At 70.0% G+C, this 19,329-nt stretch carries 14 protein-coding genes; 1 reads left to right on the forward strand and 13 read right to left on the reverse strand.

From position 1 onward, the window contains the following. Positions 1-18 precede the first annotated feature (18 nt). Positions 19-558: a mismatch-specific DNA-glycosylase gene (locus Q8R60_13830; protein MDP3713550.1), complete on the forward strand. Its 540-nt coding sequence runs from the start codon at positions 19-21 to the stop codon at positions 556-558. A gap of 123 nt (positions 559-681) precedes the next feature. On the opposite strand, the gene Q8R60_13835 is transcribed toward Q8R60_13830, so the two are convergent. From Q8R60_13835 to Q8R60_13895, 13 genes are all read right to left on the reverse strand, one after another. Further along, positions 682-1,104: a DUF4190 domain-containing protein gene (locus Q8R60_13835; GenBank protein MDP3713551.1), complete on the reverse strand. Its 423-nt coding sequence runs from the start codon at positions 1,102-1,104 to the stop codon at positions 682-684. A 145-nt stretch (positions 1,105-1,249) separates the two neighbouring features. Continuing rightward, positions 1,250-5,110, reverse strand: coding sequence for a DNA-directed RNA polymerase subunit beta' (locus Q8R60_13840; GenBank protein MDP3713552.1), 3,861 nt, complete (start codon positions 5,108-5,110; stop codon positions 1,250-1,252). A 109-nt stretch (positions 5,111-5,219) separates the two neighbouring features. Next, positions 5,220-8,672, reverse strand: coding sequence for a DNA-directed RNA polymerase subunit beta (gene rpoB, locus Q8R60_13845; GenBank protein MDP3713553.1), 3,453 nt, complete (start codon positions 8,670-8,672; stop codon positions 5,220-5,222). Positions 8,673-8,911: 239 nt separating this feature from the next. Then, the gene (locus tag Q8R60_13850; GenBank protein MDP3713554.1) at positions 8,912-9,925 is read right to left on the reverse strand and encodes a hypothetical protein; all 1,014 of its coding nucleotides are present in this window, start codon (positions 9,923-9,925) and stop codon (positions 8,912-8,914) included. Beyond that, positions 9,925-10,470 carry a hypothetical protein gene (locus Q8R60_13855; protein MDP3713555.1) on the reverse strand — a complete coding sequence of 182 codons (546 nt, stop codon included), beginning with the start codon at positions 10,468-10,470 and terminating at the stop codon, positions 9,925-9,927. Before Q8R60_13855 ends, Q8R60_13850 begins: the two co-directional genes overlap by 1 nt. Positions 10,471-10,516: 46 nt before the next feature. Next, positions 10,517-11,872 (reverse strand): MlaD family protein, encoded by a 1,356-nt coding sequence (locus Q8R60_13860; GenBank protein MDP3713556.1) that lies wholly within the window; start codon positions 11,870-11,872, stop codon positions 10,517-10,519. Then, positions 11,869-13,071, reverse strand: a complete 1,203-nt coding sequence (locus Q8R60_13865) for an MCE family protein (protein ID MDP3713557.1) — start codon at positions 13,069-13,071, stop codon at positions 11,869-11,871. Before Q8R60_13865 ends, Q8R60_13860 begins: the two co-directional genes overlap by 4 nt. Further along, positions 13,068-14,159 (reverse strand): MCE family protein, encoded by a 1,092-nt coding sequence (locus Q8R60_13870; protein MDP3713558.1) that lies wholly within the window; start codon positions 14,157-14,159, stop codon positions 13,068-13,070. Before Q8R60_13870 ends, Q8R60_13865 begins: the two co-directional genes overlap by 4 nt. Beyond that, positions 14,156-15,166: an MCE family protein gene (locus tag Q8R60_13875; protein ID MDP3713559.1), complete on the reverse strand. Its 1,011-nt coding sequence runs from the start codon at positions 15,164-15,166 to the stop codon at positions 14,156-14,158. The genes Q8R60_13870 and Q8R60_13875 overlap by 4 nt, the downstream gene beginning before the upstream one ends. Then, on the reverse strand, positions 15,163-16,197 hold the full coding sequence (locus Q8R60_13880; GenBank protein ID MDP3713560.1) for an MlaD family protein: 1,035 nt from the start codon (positions 16,195-16,197) through the stop codon (positions 15,163-15,165). Before Q8R60_13880 ends, Q8R60_13875 begins: the two co-directional genes overlap by 4 nt. Then, complete coding sequence (locus Q8R60_13885; GenBank protein MDP3713561.1) at positions 16,194-17,507, reverse strand: MCE family protein; 1,314 nt, start codon at positions 17,505-17,507, stop codon at positions 16,194-16,196. Before Q8R60_13885 ends, Q8R60_13880 begins: the two co-directional genes overlap by 4 nt. Beyond that, positions 17,507-18,295, reverse strand: coding sequence for an ABC transporter permease (locus tag Q8R60_13890; protein ID MDP3713562.1), 789 nt, complete (start codon positions 18,293-18,295; stop codon positions 17,507-17,509). Before Q8R60_13890 ends, Q8R60_13885 begins: the two co-directional genes overlap by 1 nt. Positions 18,296-18,380: 85 nt before the next feature. Beyond that, entirely contained in the window at positions 18,381-19,154 is a 774-nt protein-coding gene (locus Q8R60_13895; protein MDP3713563.1) for an ABC transporter permease, read from the reverse strand. Between the last annotated feature and the right edge of the window lie 175 nt (positions 19,155-19,329).

Consider the following 19,329-nt stretch of genomic DNA (forward strand, 5'->3'; position numbering starts at 1 on the left):
GGGAACCGGGGAGGTGCGGTGCCGAGCAGGGCGGAGCTCGAGGCGGCGTACGGCGCCGTCGTCCCGGACCTGGTCGCCCCCGGTCTCGCGGTCCTGCTGTGCGGCATCAACCCCTCGCTGTGGTCGGGGCTCACGGGCCACCACTTCGCGAACCCGAGCAACCGCCTGTGGCCAGTGCTGCACGGCAGCGGCTGGACGCCGCAGCGGCTGCACCCTTCGCAGACCGACGCGCTGCTGGGAGCCGGGCTCGGGATCACCAACCTGGTGCCGCGCGCGACCGCCCGGGCCGACGAGCTCACCGACGACGAGGTGCGCGCCGGGCTGCCGCGGGTCGAGGACCTGGCTTGGCAGTGGCAGCCGCGGTGGGTGGCGTTCCTGGGGCTCACCACCTACCGGGTGGCGACCGGTGACCGGCGGGCAGCGGTCGGCCCGCAGGAGCGCGACCTCGCCGGCGCCGGGGTGTGGCTGCTGCCCAACCCGAGCGGCCTCAACGCCTCCTGGCAGCTGCCGCGCCTGGTCGAGGCCTACGCCGCGCTCCGGGAGGCGGCCCGCAGCTGAGCACCCGCCGCGCGTTCAAGATCGACAGCGCATCTGCACGCCGCGACCGGCTCGGCCGAGCGTGACCCCAGGTGCGGATGTGCTGGTGATCAACCGGCCGGTCGGGCCGACGCCAGGCGTGGCTCAGCGGAAGCCGAAGGCCCCGAAGACGACGACGGCGATCGCGAACAGCACGACGAGCGCTGCGACGAACACGAGGTGGACGACCGACACCCAGAAGGCCGCCGTCGCGATGCCCTCGCCGGTGAGACGACCGCCGGACTCGCGGATCTCGCGCCGGGCGATGCGGGCGAGGATCACGCCCACGATCGCGCCGACGAAGGGGATCACGGGGAGGTAGGCGCTGATCGCGCAGACCAGCGCGATGACCGCCTTGGTCGACGTCTGCGGAGGTCCGCCCGGCGGTCCCCATCCGGGCTGCTCCCACGCGCCCTGACCAGGCGGGGAGCCCGGGGGCGCGCCGTACCCGGGCGGCGTCGGCGGGGTGGAGCCGGTGCCGGCATCCCAGCCGGGCGGCGGCCCGTAGCCGGGCGGCGGAGTGGTCATGGGTCGAGCGTACGACGACCGCGGCGCGCCGCTGCTGCCGTCGACGTCGGCGGTCCGGCAGGGATCCGGCAGGGTCCGCACCACACGCCGACGGCGGCCGACCCCCGTGGGGGACGGCCGCCGTCGGTGCGGAGCGGACGAGCGACTACCGGTAGTTGGGCCCGTAGTCGAAGTCGTCGAGCGGGACGGCGTTGCCGCCGGCGCCCCCGAACGCGAAGTCGGGGTCGTCGTACCCGGCCATCGAGTAGACGGCCGCGCGGGCCTCCTCGGTGGGCTCGACCCGGATGTTGCGGTATCGGCTGATGCCGGTACCGGCCGGGATGAGCTTGCCGATGATGACGTTCTCCTTGAGGCCGAGCAGCGAGTCGCTCTTGGCCTGGATGGCGGCATCGGTGAGGACGCGGGTCGTCTCCTGGAAGGAGGCGGCCGACAGCCACGACTCGGTGGCGAGCGAGGCCTTCGTGATGCCCATGAGGACCGGACGACCGGAGGCCGGCTCGCCGCCCTCGGACACGACCCGGCGGTTCTCGCCCTCGAACACGGTGCGCTCGGTGAGCGAGCCGGGCAGGAAGTCGGTCGCGCCGGACTCGAGGACGTTCACCCGCTTCAGCATCTGGCGGATGATCACCTCGATGTGCTTGTCGTGGATCGACACGCCCTGCGAGCGGTAGACCTCCTGCACCTCGGCCACCAGGTGCAACTGCACCTGGCGTGGGCCGAGGATGCGCAGCACCTCGTGCGGGTTGACGGCGCCCTCGTGGAGCTTGTCGCCGACCTCGACGTGGTCGCCCTCGGCGTAGCGCAGACGGGCGCGCTTGGAGACCGGGTAGGCGATCTCCTCCGAGCCGTCGTCCGGCACGACCACGAGCTTGCGGGTCTTGTCGGTGTCGTCGATGCGCAGCCGGCCGGCGACCTCTGCGATCGGCGCGACGCCCTTCGGCGTACGGGCCTCGAAGAGCTCGACGACGCGGGGCAGGCCGTGGGTGATGTCCTCACCCGCGACACCACCGGTGTGGAAGGTGCGCATCGTCAGCTGGGTGCCGGGCTCGCCGATGGACTGCGCGGCGATGATGCCGACGGCCTCGCCGACGTCGACGGTCTTGCCGGTGGCCAGCGAGCGGCCGTAGCACGCCGCGCAGGTCCCGACCTTGGAGTCGCAGGTCAGCACGCAGCGGACCTTGATCTCCTCGACACCCGCGTCGATGAGGCGCGAGATGTTGACGTCGCCGAGGTCGGCGCCGGCCGTGAGGACGACGTCCTTGCCCTGCACGACGTCAGCAGCGAGGGTGCGCGCGTAGACCGAGGTCTCGACGTGCGCGTCCTTGACCAGGACGCCCTCGGCGTTCGCGCTGCCGATCCGCATGACGACACCGCGCTCGGTGCCGCAGTCCTCCTCGCGGATGATGACGTCCTGCGACACGTCGACGAGACGACGCGTGAGGTAGCCGGAGTCGGCGGTACGCAGCGCGGTGTCGGCGAGGCCCTTACGGGCACCGTGCGTGGAGATGAAGTACTCCAGGACGGTGAGGCCCTCGCGGAAGTTCGCCTTGATCGGGCGCGGGATGATCTCGCCCTTCGGGTTGGCCACGAGGCCACGCATGCCGGCGATCTGGCGGACCTGCATCATGTTCCCTCGGGCACCGGAGTGGACCATCATCCAGACCGGGTTGTCCTTCGGGAAGTTGGCCTCCATCGCCTTCGCGACCTCGGCCGTGGCCTTCGTCCAGATCTCGATGAGCTCCTGACGGCGCTCGTCGTTGGTGATGACGCCGCGGTTGTACTGCTTCTCGATCTTCTCGGCCTCACTCTCGTGGCGCTCGAGGATCGCGGCCTTCTCGCTCGGGGTGACGACGTCCTCGATGGAGATCGTCACGCCGGAGCGGGTCGCCCAGCGGAAGCCGGTCTCCTTGAGGGCGTCCAGCGTCGCCGCGACCTGGACCTTGGGGTAGCGCTCCGCGAGGTCGTTGACGATGGCGCCCAGCTCGCGCTTGGACACCTCGGCGTCGACGAACGGGTAGTCCAGCGGAAGCGTCTCGTTGAACAGCGCGCGCCCGAGGGTGGTCTCGAGGCGGAAGACCCCGCCGTCCTCGGGAGCGGCGACGCCGACCGGCGGGACCTGGTCGCGCAGGCGCAGCGTGACCTTGGCCTGCAGGCTGAGCTCACCGGCGTCCTTGGCCATCTGCGCCTCGGCGACCGAGCCGAAGACACGACCCTCGCCGAGCGCCCCGTCCTTCTGCGACGTCAGGAAGTAGATGCCGAGCACCATGTCCTGGGTCGGGGAGGTGACCGGGCGGCCGTTCGCCGGCGACAGGATGTTGTTGGAGGACAGCATCAGGATGCGGGCCTCAGCCTGCGCCTCCGACGACAGCGGCAGGTGCACGGCCATCTGGTCACCGTCGAAGTCGGCGTTGAACGCCGTGCAGACGAGCGGGTGGATCTGGATGGCCTTGCCCTCGACCAGCTGGGGCTCGAAGGCCTGGATGCCGAGGCGGTGCAGGGTGGGCGCACGGTTGAGCAGCACGGGGTGCTCGGTGATGACCTCTTCGAGGACGTCCCACACGACCGGGCGGGCGCGCTCGACCATGCGCTTGGCGCTCTTGATGTTCTGCGCGTGGTTGAGGTCGACGAGCCGCTTCATGACGAACGGCTTGAACAGCTCGAGCGCCCTCTGCTTGCGCAGGCCGCACAGGTGCAGCTTGAGCTGCGGGCCGACGACGATGACCGAGCGGCCGGAGTAGTCGACGCGCTTGCCGAGCAGGTTCTGGCGGAAACGACCCTGCTTGCCCTTGAGCATGTCGCTCAGGGACTTCAGCGGGCGGTTGCCCGGGCCGGTGACCGGACGACCACGACGACCGTTGTCGAACAGCGCGTCGACCGCCTCCTGCAGCATGCGCTTCTCGTTGTTGACGATGATCTCCGGCGCGCCGAGGTCGAGCAGTCGCTTCAACCGGTTGTTGCGGTTGATGACGCGGCGGTAGAGGTCGTTGAGGTCGGAGGTCGCGAAGCGGCCACCGTCGAGCTGCACCATCGGGCGCAGGTCCGGCGGGATGACCGGGACGCAGTCCAGCACCATGCCCATGGGGCTGTTGCGGGTGTTGAGGAACGCTGCGACGACCTTGAGGCGCTTGAGCGCGCGGACCTTCTTCTGGCCCTTGCCGTTGCGGATCGTGTCGCGCAGCGACTCCGCCTCGGCGTCGAGGTCGAAGTGCTCGAGCAGCCGCTGCAGCGCCTCGGCGCCCATGCCACCGGTGAAGTACGCGCCGAAGCGGTCGCGCAGCTCGCGGTAGAGGGTCTCGTCGCCGATGAGCTGCTTGGGCTCCAGCTTGCGGAAGGTGTCGAGCACCTCCTCGAGCTTGTCGAGCTCGCGCTGCGCGCGGTCGCGGATCTGGCGGAGCTCGCGCTCGGCACCCTCACGGACCTTGCGGCGTACGTCGCCCTTCGCGCCCTCGGCCTCGAGCGCGGCGATGTCGCCCTCGAGCTTCTTCTGGCGGGTCTCCGCGTCCGCGTCCCGCTTGTCCTCCAAGCGCTTGCGCTCCACCGACATTTGCGCCTCGACGGTCGCGAGGTCGCGGTGGCGGGCCTCTGCGTCGACCGACGTGATGAGGTAGGCCGCGAAGTAGATGATCTTCTCGAGGTCCTTGGGCGCCAGGTCGAGCAGGTAGCCCAGGCGCGACGGGACGCCCTTGAAGTACCAGATGTGCGTGACGGGGGCGGCGAGCTCGATGTGGCCCATCCGCTCGCGGCGCACCTTGGCGCGGGTCACCTCGACGCCGCAGCGCTCGCAGATGATGCCCTTGAAGCGGACCCGCTTGTACTTGCCGCAGTAGCACTCCCAGTCGCGAGTCGGTCCGAAGATCTTCTCGCAGAACAGGCCGTCCTTCTCCGGCTTGAGGGTGCGGTAGTTGATGGTCTCGGGCTTCTTGACCTCGCCGTGCGACCACTGGCGGATGTCGTCCGCGGTCGCGAGGCCGATGCGCAGCTCGTCGAAGAAGTTGACGTCGAGCACGGTGCCTTCTCTCTAACTGAGGAAATCAAAAGAAAGTTCGGGGTACGACGGACCTGCGGTCCGCGCCTGCTCCGTTCCGACGGAGCAGGCGCTTCGCGCGCTCCGTCGGTTAGACCTCTTCGACGGAGCTGGGCTCGCGGCGGGACAGGTCGATGCCGAGCTCCTCGGCGGCGCGGAACACGTCCTCGTCGGTGTCGCGCATCTCGATCGACATGCCGTCGCTCGAGAGCACCTCCACGTTGAGGCAGAGGCTCTGCATCTCCTTGATGAGCACCTTGAAGGACTCGGGGATGCCGGGCTCCGGGATGTTCTCGCCCTTGACGATGGCCTCGTAGACCTTGACGCGACCGAGCACGTCGTCGGACTTGATCGTCAGGAGCTCCTGGAGGGCGTAGGCGGCGCCGTACGCCTGCATCGCCCACACCTCCATCTCGCCGAAGCGCTGGCCACCGAACTGCGCCTTACCACCGAGCGGCTGCTGGGTGATCATCGAGTACGGGCCGGTGCTGCGGGCGTGGATCTTGTCGTCCACGAGGTGCAGCAGCTTCAGGATGTAGATGTAGCCGACGGAGATCGGCTCCGGGAAGGGCTCGCCGGAGCGGCCGTCGAACAGCCGCGCCTTGCCCGACGCCCCGATGAGGCGGGTCGGGCTGACCGGGGTCGCGTCGCCGGCGGTGGGGATGCCGTCGAACATGGCCAGGGTCGAGTCGAGCAGACCGGTGATCTCGTCCTCGCGGGCGCCGTCGAAGACCGGCGTCGCGGTGTTGGTGCCCGGAGCGGACTCCGAGGCGCCGATGGCCTTGAGGCGCTTCTTCCAGTCGGTGTCGTTGCCCTCGACCTTCCAGCCGGCCTTCGCGACCCACCCGAGGTGGGTCTCGAGCACCTGGCCGACGTTCATGCGGCCGGGCACGCCGAGCGGGTTGAGCACGACGTCGACGGGAGTGCCGTCCTCGAGGAACGGCATGTCCTCGACCGGGAGGATCTTGGCGATGACGCCCTTGTTGCCGTGGCGGCCGGCGAGCTTGTCACCGTCGGTGATCTTGCGCTTCTGCGCGACGTAGACGCGGACCAGCTCGTTGACGCCGGGCGGGAGCTCGTCGCCGTCCTCGCGCGAGAACACGCGCACGCCGATGACCTTGCCGGACTCGCCGTGCGGCACCTTGAGGCTGGTGTCGCGGACCTCGCGGGCCTTCTCGCCGAAGATCGCGCGCAGCAGGCGCTCCTCCGGGGTCAGCTCGGTCTCGCCCTTCGGCGTCACCTTGCCGACGAGGACGTCACCGGGGGTGACCTCCGCGCCGATCCGGATGATGCCGCGCTCGTCGAGGTCGGCGAGGACCTCCTCCGAGACGTTGGGGATGTCGCGGGTGATCTCCTCCGCGCCGAGCTTGGTGTCGCGGGCGTCGACCTCGTGCTCCTCGATGTGGATCGAGGTGAGGACGTCGTCCTGCACGAGGCGCTGCGACAGGATGATCGCGTCCTCGTAGTTGTGGCCCTCCCACGGCATGAACGCGACGAGGAGGTTCTTGCCGAGCGCCATCTCGGCGTTGTCGGTGCAGGGGCCGTCGGCGATGACCTGACCGACCTCGACGCGGGCGCCCTCCTCGACGATCGGCTTCTGGTTGAAGCTCGTGCCCTGGTTGGAGCGGCGGAACTTCGCGAGCCGGTACGTGCGGCGGGTGCCGTCGTCGTGCATGACGGTGATGTAGTCCGCGGAGAGCTCCTCCACGACACCGGCCTGCTCGGCGGTGATGACGTCGCCGGCGTCGACCGCGGCGCGGTGCTCCATCCCGGTGCCGACGAGCGGCGCCTCGCTGCGCAGCAGCGGGACGGCCTGGCGCATCATGTTGGACCCCATGAGCGCGCGGTTGGCGTCATCGTGCTCGAGGAACGGGATCATCGCGGTCGCGACCGAGCAGATCTGGCGCGGCGAGACGTCGATGTAGTCGACCTCGGCCGGGCTGATGTAGTCGACCTCGCCGCCCTTGCGGCGCACGAGCACGCGGTCACCTGCGAACTTGCCGGAGGCGTCGAGCGCGTTGGCCTGCGCGATGACGTGCTTGTCCTCCTCGTCCGCGGTGAGGTAGTCGACCTGGTCGGTCACCTTGCCGGAGGTCACCTTGCGGTAGGGCGTCTCGACGAAGCCGAAGGCGTTGATGCGCGCGAAGGTCGCGAGCGAGCCGATCAGACCGATGTTGGGACCCTCGGGGGTCTCGATCGGGCACATCCGGCCGTAGTGCGACGGGTGCACGTCGCGGACCTCGAAGCCGGCGCGCTCGCGGCTCAGACCACCCGGGCCCAGGGCGCTCAGACGGCGCTTGTGGGTCAGGCCCGACAGCGGGTTGGTCTGGTCCATGAACTGCGAGAGCTGCGACGTCCCGAAGAACTCCTTGATGGAGGCCACGACGGGGCGGATGTTGATCAGGGTCTGCGGCGTGATCGCCTCGACGTCCTGGGTCGTCATCCGCTCGCGCACGACGCGCTCCATGCGAGCCAGGCCCAGGCGGATCTGGTTCTGGATGAGCTCGCCGACGGTGCGCAGGCGACGGTTGCCGAAGTGGTCGATGTCGTCGGTCTCGAAGCCCGCCTCGCCGGCGTGCAGCTTCACGATGTAGTCGATCGTCGCGAGGACGTCGTCCTCGGTCAGCGTGCCCTGCTCGACGTCGAGCTCGAGGCTCAGCTTCTTGTTGACCTTGTAGCGGCCGACCTTGGCGAGGTCGTAGCGCTTGGGGTTGAAGAAGAGGTTCTCGAGCAGCGTCTGCGCCGACTCGCGGGTCGGCGGCTCGCCGGGACGCAGCTTGCGGTAGATGTCGATCAGGGCGTCGTCCTGACCGGTGGTGTGGTCCTTCTCGAGCGTGGTGCGCATCGACTCGTAGTCGCCGTAGCGCTCGAGGATCTGCGCGTCGTCGAAGCCGAGCGCCTTGAGCAGCACCGTGACGGGCTGCTTGCGCTTGCGGTCGATGCGCACGCCGACGGCGTCGCGCTTGTCGACCTCGAACTCGAGCCACGCGCCACGCGACGGGATCACCTTGCAGGAATAGGTGTCCTTGTCGGTGGTCTTGTCGATCTGCTTGTCAAAGTAGACGCCCGGGGACCGCACGAGCTGCGAGACGACCACGCGCTCCGTGCCGTTGATCACGAACGTGCCCTTGTCGGTCATCATGGGGAAGTCGCCCATGAAGACGGTCTGGCTCTTGATCTCACCCGTGGTGTTGTTGGTGAACTCCGCGGTGACGAACAGCGGAGCCGCGTAGGTCATGTCCTTGTCCTTGCACTCCTCGACGGAGTACTTGGTGGGCTCGAACCGGTGGTCGCGGAACGACAGCGACATCGAGCCGGAGAAGTCCTCGATCGGGGAGATCTCCTCGAAGATCTCCTCCAGACCGGACTGGTGCGAGACGTCGGTGCGACCGGCGTCGACAGCCTCCTGCAGGCGGGCCTTCCAGGCCTCGTTGCCGACCAGCCAGTCGAACGACGTGGTCTGCAGGTGGAGCAGGTTGGGCACTTCGAGCGGTTCGCGGATCTTCGCGAAGGAGATGCGCGAGGAAGAGCTACGGGCGGCCAAGAGTGGTCCTTCTGTCCTGAGTCCCGGGCGGCGCGTGAATCACTCCCCCCCGACCGCGTCACGGGCATCGGGCCCGGGCGGGTATATGAGGGAAGGCAGCGCAACACGGCAGCCTACCCCACCTGGGCATGACCTGTCGAGACAGGTCGCCGGTGACCGGGTGCTGCTGTCACGCAGCCTGGGGCCGCGGCCCACCCGCCGTCAAGGACCGTCCCGACGAGCCTCCGGGCACGCGTCGGTCAGAGCGCGTCGACGCCGGTGACCCGCCAGCTGCCGTCGATGCGCTGGAGCACCATCCGCACCCGCGACAGGTCGACCTTGGCGCCCTGCACGCGGGTGCTCGTCGTGGTCTGGTTGACGAACAGCAGCGCCACGACGCGGTCCTCGGCGACCTCGACCGCTCCGGCCTGGACGACCTCGGCCCGCACGACCGCCTTGTACTGCGTCGCGACGTCACGGACCAGCCGGGTCGTGGTGCGCTCGTACTCGCTCTTGAACGGGTCGGCCGTTAGCGCGGCACCGGCCGCGAAGTCCTCGTCGAGGCGTCGGTAGTCGTAGGCGAGCAGCAGCCGGGCGGCGTCGCGCGCGGTGCGCAGCGCCTCGTCGCGCGCGTCGTCGCGCTCGGCCACCGGCGAGGCGACGGCCTGGGTGAAGACGGCGACGCCGGCGAAGCCGAGCACGGCGAGCGCGGTCAGCCCGGACAGGACGGCGAGCAGCAGGCGCGACCGCGGCCGGGTCGGGACCACAGCAGGTACGCCGAGGGCGTCCCCGTCCACGTGCTCGTCGGTCTGCTCGACCGGCTGCTCGTCGGACTCTGTATCGACCAGGCTCGCGGTCGGGGTGTCGACCGGGCTGGTCGGCACCGCGGGCTGCGGCTCAGGTGCGACCTCGGACTCGGGTGCGGACTCGGGTGCAGACACGGGCTCGGGCTCCGGTGCGGGCGCGGGCTCGGCCTCGACCTGCGATGCGGGCTCGGGCTCGGGCTCGGCCTCGACCTCGACCTCGACCTGCGGTGCGGACACGGGCTCGGGCTCGATGTGGGGCGCGGCCTCCGCTGTGGGCGCGAGCGCGGGCGCGGACTCGGGCTCGACCTGCGGCTCGGGCTCGAGCTCGGGCTCGGGTGCGGGCTCCGCAGCCGGCTCGGTGACCCAGCCGCTGGTCACGGGCGGCGAGACCGGCGGGGCGGGGGTGTCGGTGGGGGCGTCGGTGGGGGTGTCGTCGTACCCGTCGGGTCCCTCGTGGGGCGTGGTCATCAGCCCACCACCTCCAGCGACGACGTGAGCCAGCGGCCGCCGGTGAGCTCGAGCTCGAGCAGCATCCGGTAGGTGCGGGGCGAGCCGTCGGGCTTGGCGGCGTTCTTGACGATGCTGTCGGCGGCGACGATGACGGTGGCGCTCTGCTCGTCGGCGCGCACGATCGCGGCGTCGACGACCTTGAGGTCCGAGGAGGTCACCTTGGCGCCGGTGATGACGCGCTTGAGGTCGGCCGAGCGGGAGGTGAAGTCGGCCTTGAAGGCGCCGGTGGCGCCCTCGAGGACCGCGGCGATGTCGGCGTCGGTGTCGGTGCCGTCGACCGCGATGAGGTTGAGGGCCTCCTGACGGGCGGCGGTCAGCGCGTCGAGGCGGGACTGCTCGACGCCGCCGTCGCGCCACTCGTCGAGCAGCCGGTAGGAGGCGTAGCCGGCCGCCGCGGTGACCGCCACGAGGACGGCGGCGAGCAGCCCGGTGAGCACGGGCCGCCGCCGTCCGGCATCACCCTCGGCCGCGGGTAGCTCGAAGGGCTGGTCGGGGTCGGTCACCGAGACAGGATGCCAGAGCGGGCGGTGGCGCTCGGCAGGGCGAAGGTCACGAGGACAGCGGGCCTAACAGGAGCCACTGCCACGAATCGCTGCCCAGCATCTGGCTGGCCCCGCCGCTGGAGCCGACGGTGAGCCGCTGGCCGTCATCGGTCACGACCGAGCCGGTGACCGGGTCGTAGTCGCCAAGCAGGACGCTGTCGACGCTGCCGAGCGGCGGCCGCGACGAGCTCGAGCTGGCGGCAGCCCCGGACGAGCTGGTCGTCGGGTAGGGACCGCCGTTGTCGGGGAACGGCTGCTGACCCGCCGGGCGCGGGGCGTTCTGGGTGCCGCGCACGTGGGTGCTGCCGTCCTTGACCGCGCAGTAGGCGTTGAGGTTGGGCGTCTGCAGGGTGACGTTGCTCGGGTCGCGCTTCTTGGTCGTCTCGTAGCCCGCCGTGCACGTTGGGGGGTCGCTGTCGAGCACCAGGCCGAAGTGGCTCGTGCCGTCGCCGGGGACGACGGTGAAGCCACCCGCCACGACGTTGGGGTAGGTCACGAGGATCTGCTTGATCGCCGGGATCCGGATCTTCTGCACCTGGGCGACCGTCACGAGGTTCGCGAGTAGCACCGGAAGGGCGGAGCGGTTGGCCTCGAGCAGGTCGTCGATGACCTCTGCGGAGTCGGTGCCGGTCTGGAAGAGCTTGCGGAAGTCGGGGTCGCTCGCACGCAGCTGCGCGGCGACGTCGGCGAGGTCGGCGTTGAAGCTGCGGAAGTCGCCGGCGACGTCGCGCTGGGTGTCGAGCGCGGTCTTGCCGTCGTCGATCAGCGTGATCGTCTCGGGCAGCGAGTCGGTGGCCGCCTGGGTCAGCGCGTCGCCGGCGTCGACGAGGCGCTGCAGGCTGTCGCCCGCGCCGTCGAAGGCCTGGCCGAGCTCGTCGAGCACGGTGGCGAGCTCGTCGGTGTCGATGCTCGTGACCAGCCGGTCGAGGTTGACCAGCAGCGTGGTCGGCGCGATGGGGATCGCTGTCATCGACTGAGGGATCACCGCTCCGCGCTCGGGCAGGAAGGGGGCACCGTCACGGGTCGGCAGCAGGTCGACGTACTGCTCACCGACAGCCGAGCGGTTGCCGACCACGGCCTTGACGCTGTCGGGGACCTTCGTGCCCGGCTCGAGGCGCAGCACGACGCGCACGCCGTCCTCGCGGAGCTCGAGCTCCTCCACCTTGCCGGTCGGGACTCCGCGGTAGGTCACCTCGGCGCCCTTGAAGATACCGCCGCTGTCGACGAAGTCGGCCGACACGAGGTAGCCCTGGTCGACGAAGTAGCGGCCGAGGCCGGCGTAGCGCAGGCCGGTGTAGGACAGCCCCACCGCGGCGATGAGGGCGAAGACGAGCAGCTGGATCTTGGTCTGCCTGGTGATCACGACAGGCCTCCGAGCAGCAGTCCGAGGAAGCTCTGGTGGCGGCCGTTGGCCCCGAGTCGCAGGTCGGACAGGTCGACTCCGGGCACCTGCAGCTGAGGCAGCGGCGGCTTCGGCACCGCGGGCGCGGGGACCTTCGGGACCGTCGGCGCGCCGGGCGCTGTGGGCGTGCCGCCCCGCTCCCCCGCCGGCGGGATGCCGACGATGCCGAGCGTCGACTGCAGGTCGACTTCAAGGGTGATGAACAGGTTGGTGTAGTCGCCGCGGATGCCCTGGTCGATGGTGCGCGGAAAGGGGTAGGTCGTCAGCAGCTCGAGCGCGTCGGGCAGGTCCTTGCCGGCTTTGCCGAGCTGGTCGAGGATCGGCGTGAGGGCCTTGAGGTCCGCGACGGTGCTCTGCTTGGTCGCCTGGATCACCCGCACCGCGACGTCACCGAGCTGCTCGAGCCCGGTCAGCACCGCGGTGAGGTCCTCGCGCTCGTCGGCGAGGACACGGGCGCCGTCGGGCAGGTCGTCGAGGCCGGTCGCGAGGGTCTGCCGCTCCCGGGCGAGCCGCGCGGTGAGCCGGTCCATGGCGTCGAGAGTCCGCACGATCTGGCCCTTCTGCCGGTCGAGCCCGCCGACGAACGTGTCGAGCTGCGTAAGGACGTCCTTGACCTTGTCCTCGCGACCCTCGAGCGCGGCGATGAGCTCCTTGTTGATCGTCTGGATCTGCTCGATGCCGCCTCCGTTGAGGACCAGCGAGAGCGCCGAGAGCAACTCCTCGATCTCGGTGTTGCGGGTGGTGCGCTCGAGCGGGATGAGGGTGCCGGGCTTGATCTGGCCGGTGCCGCCCTCCTGCCGGTCGAGGCTGACGAACTTCTCGCCGAGCAGCGACGTCTGGCGCAGGCTCGCCCGGGTGTCGGTCGGCAGGACGACGTCGCGCTCGACGAGCACCGTCACGAGCGCGGTGTAGTCGTTGAGCTCGATGTCCTCGACGCGCCCGACGGTGACGTCGTCGACCTTGACGGCCGACTGCGGCACCAGGTCGAGCACGTCGTTGAACTCGACCTGCAGCTCGTAGCCACCGCCGCCCTTGCCGCCGGGCAGCGGCAGCGACTGGGCACCGGAGAACGAGCAGCCGCTCAGCAGCACGACGGGCACGACCGCCGAGGCGACCCTCGTCGTCGTACGCCGTGAGGTCCTGCTCCGCGCTGCGCTCATCGGCCCTGCTCCAGGATGCCGCCGAGGGTCAGGTCGCGTTGGACGCCGGCCGGGGCGGGCGCCGTGATGCCACCCGCCGGCAGCGAGTCGCACAGCGCGCCCTGCCCGACGGTGATGAGCAGGTTGCACACCACCGCCTGCGGGGTGGTCTGCGACGTGTTGTTGTCGCGCGTGTCGAGCGTGCCCGCCTGCGGGTTGTAGGCCAGCTGCAGGTTGGACAACGCGGTCGGGGAGTTGTCGAGGAACTCCTCGAGCGCCCGCTTCTGCTTGACCAGCGCACCCGTGACGTCGGCGAGGTTCTTGACGTTGGCGGTGAGGTCCTCGGAGTTCTGCTTCACGAAGGTCGCGACCTCACCGAGCGCGACCGACAGGGCCTTCACCGCGGCGGCGAGGTCCTGCTTCTGGTCGTTGAGCTGCGCGGCGACGTCGGCGAGATCAGCGTTGAAGTTGCGCACCGTGCGGTCGCTAGTCGCGATCGTGGTGGTGAAGTCCTGGAGGTTCTCGATCGTGCCGAACAGGTCGTCCTTCTGGTTCGACAGCGTGCCGATCGCGAGAGAGAGGTCCTTCAGCGTGCTGTTGAGCAGCGCGCCGTTGCCGTCGAGGTTCTTCGCCCCGGTGTCGATGAGGTCGGACAGCGCGCCGTCGGCGTTGGCGCCCTCCGGGCCGAGGGCCCTGTTGAGGGTGTCGAGGCTGGAGTAGATCGCGTCGAGCTCGACGGGGACCGCGGTGCGGTCGGTGCCGAGGTCGGCGCCGTCGGGCAGGGTCGGGCCGTCGCGCCACACCGGCGTCAGCTGGACGTAGCGGTCCGACACGATCGACGGGGCGACGAGCACCGCTTTGGCGTCGGCCGGGACCTTGAACTTCGGGTCGTACTCCATGTCGATGAGCACGTCGTCACCGTCCGGAGTGATCTTGGTGACCTTGCCGATGCGGACGCCGAGGACGCGCACGTCGCTGTTGACGTAGACGCCGACGGCGCGGTCGAAGCGGGCCGACAGGGTGCTCGGCTCGGGGTCGCCGATGCCGCACCCGGCGGTGCCGGCGAGCGCGAGCAGGGCGGCGAGGACGCCGACGGGCAGGCGGTTCACGGCGTACCTCCCTGCTGGGTGGTGCCGGCTGGGGCACCGAACTCGCCGGGGACGAAACCGGTGGGGTTGGTGAGGTTCTGGATGAGGGTGTCGAACCACCGTCCGTTACCGAGGTTGTTGCCGAACAAGCGGGTGAAGGCCGCGAGTCGTGGCAGCGCCTTGTCGAGGTTGGCCTGGTTGGCCTTGAGCACGTCGGTGACGCCGCGCAGCCGCTCCAGCGCCGGCTGCAGCTGGGCCTGGTTCTCGCGTACGAGCGCGCGCAGCTGCTCCGAGAGCGCCACCGTCGAGGTCAGCAGCGCGTCGATGGCCGCGCGCCGCCGGGTGACCTCGTCGAAGAGCAGGCTCGCGTCGGCCATGAAGGCCACCAGGTCCTCGTCGCGCTGGGCGAGCACCTCGGTGACCCCGCGGCTGCGGTCGAGCAGGACCTTGAGCTCGGCGTCGCGGCTCGCGATCGTGCGGGACAGCCGCGACAGCCCGGTGAGCGAGGCCTTCACCTCGTCGGGGGTGTCGCGGAAGGTGTCGGACAGGACCGTGAAGGCCTGCGCGAGCTGGGCCTCGTCGATCTCGCCGACGGTGGCGGACAGGCCCTGGAATGCCTCGGCGATGTCGTACGGCGAGGAGGTGCGGGCGAGCGGGATCGTGTCGCCGGGCTCCATCTGCCCGACGCCGTCCGGGGTGAGCATCACGAACTTGCGCCCGAGGACGGTCTTGATGCGGATGTCGGCGCGCGACTCACGGCCGAACTCCACGTCCTTGAGGCGCATCGTCACGAGCACCTTGTCGCCGGCGAGGTCGACGCCGATGACCTTGCCCTTCTTCACGCCCGCGACGCGGACCTCGTCGTTGGGGCGCAGACCGGCGGCCTCGCTGAACTCTGCCTTGAACTCGTCTCCGCCGCCCACGAGCGGGAGGCGCTCGAGGCTGAAGGAGAAGAACAGCGCGCCGACGATGGCGGTGATCCCGACCGCGCCGATGGCGGTCTTGTTCATCTCGCGGAACGGCCTCATGACTCGTCCACCGGGCCCTCCTGGCAGCGCTCGGCGGTGTTGACGAACTGCGGCGACATGGTCTCCCCGGTCGGCAGCACGATGCGGCCGTCGAAGCCGCAAAGGTAGAAGTTGAACCAGGACCCGTAGGTCGCGGTCCCGATGATGCGGTCGAGCTTGGTGGGCAGCCGCGTGAGCACGCCGTCGATGGTCGCCTTGTTGTCGTTGAGCGTCTTGGCCAGGCCGTTGAGCTCGGCGATGTCGGCGGCCAGCGGCGCACGGACGTCGACCAGCAGCGAGGCGGTCGCGTTGGTGAGGTCCGCGATCCCGTCGAGGGAGGCGCCGATCGCCTGGCGGTCCTGGGCGAAGCCGCGGGCGAGGCGCTGCAGCTGCGACACCAGCTCGTTGAGCTCGGTGCTCTTGTCGTCGACGGTGTCGAGGACGGTGCCGAGGTTGGTGATGACCCGGCCGATCACGGCGTCGCGGTCGGCGAGGGTGTTGGTGAGCGAGGCGGTGCGCTGCATGAGCGACTCGACCGTGCCGCCCTCACCCTGCAGGGTCTTCACGAGCTCGAAGGCGACCTTGTTGACCGAGGTCGGGTCGAGGGCCTGGAACAGCGGCCGGAAGCCGTTGAACAGGATCGTGAGGTCGAGCGCGTCGCGGGTCTGCGCCTTGGGGATGGTGCCGCCCACCTCGAGCGGCTCGGCGCTGCCGGGGCCCTCGACGATGGCGAGGTAGCGCTCGCCGACGAGGTTGCGGTAGCGCAGCTGGACGATCGAGCTCTTCGGGATGGTGCGGCCCTCGTCGAGGTCGAACGCGACCTCGGCGAGCGTGCGGTCGACGAGGTCGAGCTTCTTCACCGAGCCGACGCGGACGCCCGCGATGCGGACCTCGTTGCCGGGCAGCAGACCGGTGACGTCGCTGAAGACCGCCTTGTAGCGGGTCTTGTCGCCGAAGGACAGGTTGCCGATGGTCGCTGCCAGGAACAGCGTGAGGATCGACGTCACGACCATGAAGACGATCAGCTTGACGGCGTCGGAGCTGGTCTTCACGACAGCACCACCGACGTGCCGCGGGCCATCGGGCCGAACAGCAGGCTCACGATGTCGGGCACCTCGTCGACGGCGACGCCGAGCATCGGCGCGGAGAGCATGCCGAGCACCTCCTTCTGGACGGCGGGGGCGGCGAGGGCGCGGGCCGGGTCGTCGGCAGCGTCCTGGTCGGAGGGGCCACCGATGCCGGCCCGTTCCTCGTCGCGGTAGCCGTCCTTGTACTCGTAGTCGGGCGCGGGGACGGTCGTGTCGTTAGGCAGGCCGTAGCACTCGGGACCGCGGTCGTCGAGGTACTCCGGCTCGTCACCGGGGACGTAGCCGTTCTGGTCGGTGACGACCTCGAGCGTGATGTGCAGGCCGGGCTGCAGGCGCCCGAAGCTGTCCTCGACGACCGGCTGGAAGCGGGTCAGACCGGCCGCGAGACAGGGGAACTCGGGGGCGTAGCGGGCGTAGGCCTGCAGCGACGGCAGCGAGTCCTGCGACAGCCGCACGAGGCGCTGCTCGTTCTCGCGCAGGAAGGCCTCGGTCTCGTCGGAGAAGGCCGCGGTCGCGTCGAGGAAGCCCGACAGCTCGTCCTGCTGGTCGACGACCGCGCGGCTCGAGAACGACAGGTCCTCGATGACCGACAGCAGGTCGGGCGCGGCCGCGTCGAGGGTGTTGGCGAAGTCGGCCAGGCCGCGGAAGTCCTGCTCCAGCGTCGGCAGGCTCGGGTTGAACCGGGCGAGGTAGGCGTCGACGAGCTCCAGGTTGGCGCCGAGCCGCTCGCCGCGGTCGCGCAGCGCGGTCGACAGCGCGTTGAGCGTCGTCGACAGCTGCTCGGGCTTCAGCGTCTGCAGCAGCGGGAGCAGGTCGTCGACGACCTTGGCGGTCTCGAGCGCCGTCTCGGAGCGGTCCTGCCCGATGACGTCGCCGGCCTTGAGGCTCTGCGCCGAGCCACCACCCTCGGGGATGACCAGCGAGACGAACTTCTCGCCGAACAGCGTCTTCGGCAGCAGCTGCGCGCGCACGTCGCTCGGGATCTGGTCGATCTCGTCGGGGTCGAGCGCCAGCTCGATCTCGGCGCCGTCCGGGGTCGCGGTGATCTCGCGGACCTCACCCACGATGAGACCGCGCAGCTTGACGTCGGTCGGGGCCGACAGCTGGTTGCCGGCCCGGTCGGCCTGCAGGGTCACGCGCACGACCTCGGTGAAGGCCTTGTTGTAGAGCAGCACCGTCAGGCTCACCAGACCGGCGAGGACGAGCAGGAACGCGACGCCCGACAGGCGACGGGTCACGAGCGCCTTGCGCCCTGCGCGGATGGGGACAGACATCAGCCGGCGATCCTCACCGTGGTCGTCGCGCCCCAGATCGCGAGCGACAGGAAGAAGTCGACGACGTTGATGGCGACGATGGCGGTGCGCACCGCGCGACCCACGGCCACTCCCACGCCGGCCGGACCGCCGCTCGCGTAGTAGCCGTAGTAGCAGTGGATCAGGATGATGATCACCGCGAAGACGAGCACCTTGAGGAAGCTGTAGAGCACGTCCACCGGTGGGAGGTACTGCTCGAAGTACTGGTCGTAGGTGCCGGTCGACTGGCCGTAGAAGCCGGTCGTGATGAGCCGGGCGGAGAAGTACGACGACAGCAGACCGATCACGTAGAGCGGGGTGACGGCGATGAAGCCGGCGATCATGCGCGTCGTGACGAGGAACGGCAGCGACGGCACGCCCATGACCTCGAGCGCGTCGACCTCCTCGGAGATCCGCATCGCGCCGAGCTGCGCGGTGAAGCCGCAGCCGACGGTCGCCGACAGCGCGAGGCCCGCGACCAGCGGCGCGATCTCACGGGTGTTGAAGTAGGCCGAGATGAACGCGGTGAAGTTGGAGACGCCGAGCTGGTTGAGCGCGGCGTAGCCCTGCAGACCGACCTCGGTGCCGGTGAAGAAGGTGAGGAAGGCGATGACGCCGACGGTGCCACCGACGACCGCGAGTGCGCCGGTGCCGAGGCTGACCTCGGCCAGCAGGCGGACGACCTCTTTCTTGTAGCGGAGCAGGACGCGGTAGGTCCAGCCGAGGGAGCGGGCATAGAACGACAGCTGCGCACCGAGGTCGTCGAGCATCGACAGCGGCCGACCGGTGACGGCGCGGAACAGGCGCAGCGGCCGCTGGAGCAGCGGAGGGGGCTGGGTGCCGACTGCGGTCACGTCAGCCGCCCTTCTGGGGGACGACCTGGAAGTAGATCGCGGTGATGATGAAGTTCACGAGGAACAGCAGCATGAAGCTGATGACCACGCTCTGGTTGACCGCGTCGCCCACGCCCTTCGGGCCGCCCTTGGCGTTGAGGCCCTTGTAGGCCGCGACCAGGGCCGCGAGCATCCCGAAGATCACCGCTTTGAGCTGGCCGACGTAGAGGTCCGGCAGCTGCGCGAGGGCGGTGAACGACGCGAGGTAGGCCCCCGGGGTGCCGCCCTGCAGGATGACGTTGAAGAAGTAGCCGCCGACGACACCGACGACGGCGACGAGGCCGTTGAGGAAGAACGCGACGAGCATCGTCGCGAGCACCCGGGGGACGACCAGTCGCTGCAGGGGGCTGACGCCGAGCACCTCCATCGCGTCGATCTCCTCGCGGATCTTGCGCGACCCGAGGTCGGCGCAGATCGCGGAGCCGCCCGCGCCGGCGATGAGTAGGGCGGTCACGATCGGGCTGGCCTCGCGCACGATGCCGAGCACGGCCACGGCGCCGGTGAACGACTGCGCGCCGATCTGCTTGGTGAGGTTGCCGACCTGCAGCGCCAGCACCGCGCCGAAGGGGATCGACACCAGCGCCGTCGGCAGGATCGTCACCGACGCGATGAACCACGCCTGCTGGATGAACTCCGCGCCCTGGAACGGCCGCTTGAACAGGCTGCGCAGCACGTCGAGCGAGAGAGCGAAGAAGTCACCGGCCCCACGGACCGGTGCGGTGGCGGAGATCGCCATCAGCCGTCACCGCGCCGACGCGGGCTCGGCGAGGCGGCCTTCTTCGCGGGCGCCTTCTTCGCTGCGGGCTTGGCAGCCGTCTTGGCAGCCGTCTTGGCAGCCGACGTGGCAGCGGGGTCGGCCGCGGGCTTGGCGCTCGCGGTGCCGGTGCGGCGCACGGCCGTGGGGGCGTCGG

The sequence above is a fragment of the Mycobacteriales bacterium genome, from assembly GCA_030697205.1.
Taxonomy (GTDB): Bacteria; Actinomycetota; Actinomycetes; order Mycobacteriales; family SCTD01; genus JAUYQP01.